This is a genomic window from Neisseria sp. P0021.S006, assembly GCF_051956895.1.
This window is the reverse complement of record NZ_JBQCWZ010000444.1, coordinates 1-1,136: the sequence shown is the minus strand read 5'-3', so window position 1 is coordinate 1,136 and position 1,136 is coordinate 1. Positions and strand designations below refer to the sequence as shown.

Here is a 1,136-nt window from a genome sequence, read left to right as displayed (position 1 = left end):
GGTTTACAGCCGCGCCTTAAGCGGCATGAATGCGCCGTTGGTCGAAGTGGAAGCCCACCTTGCCAACGGCTTGCCACATTTCAATATCGTCGGTTTGCCCGATACTGAAGTCAAAGAAAGCCGCGACCGCGTGCGTGCCGCCATCATCCAAAGCGGCTTCGACTTTCCCGCCAAGAAAATTACCGTCAACCTCGCACCGGCCGACCTCCCAAAAGAATCCGGCCGTTTCGATTTGCCGATTGCCTTAGGTATTCTTGCCGCATCGGGACAAATCAATCCTGAAAAGCTCTCGCAATATGAGTTTGCCGGAGAATTGGCGCTGTCCGGCTTGCTGCGTCCCGTACGCGGCGCGCTGGCCATGGCATGGCAGGGAATGCAGGCAGGCCGTTCGTTCGTATTGCCACAAGAAAATGCCGAACAGGCTGCCGTTATGCGCGGTATCGCGGTTTATGGTGCGCGTTCTTTGGGCGAAGTGGCCGCGCATTTAAACGGCATCGAACCGTTGACACAAACCGAATGCAAGCTGACGCAAAGGCCGTCTGAACAAAGTAAAATTCCTGATTTAGCCGATGTTAAAGGCCAGCATACTGCCCGCCTTGCCTTGGAAATCGCAGCGGCAGGCGGACACAGCTTGTTGATGATGGGGCCGCCAGGAACGGGCAAATCCATGCTTTCGCAACGTTTGCCTGGCATCCTTCCTCCTTTGACCGAAGACGAATTAGTCGAAGTATGGGCATTGCGTTCGCTCCTGCCCAACCATCAACAGCAACTCGACAGCAACCGTCCTTTCCGCAGCCCTCATCACAGCGCCAGCTCGGCTGCTATGGTAGGTGGTGGTTCAGACCCGCGTCCGGGCGAAATTTCATTGGCGCATCACGGTGTGTTGTTTTTAGACGAATTGCCCGAGTTTGACCGTAAAGTATTAGAAGTGTTGCGCGAACCTTTAGAAAACGGCGAAATCCATATTTCCCGCGCCGCACGCCAAGCCGTTTATCCGGCCAAGTTCCAGCTCGTCGCCGCCATGAATCCCTGCCCTTGCGGCTATCTTGGCCATCCGTCCAAACCTTGCCGCTGCACGCCTGAAAGCGTTGCCCGCTACCGCAACAAAATTTCAGGGCCATTGCTCGACCGTATTG

The 1,136-nt window shown here is 55.6% G+C and carries 1 protein-coding gene; it reads left to right on the top strand.

All coding sequences use genetic code 11. The annotated features are described in order from the left end of the window. A partial coding sequence (locus ACTHUM_RS14860) for a YifB family Mg chelatase-like AAA ATPase (protein ID WP_440403272.1) occupies nucleotides 1–1,136 on the top strand: 1,136 nt, incomplete at both ends.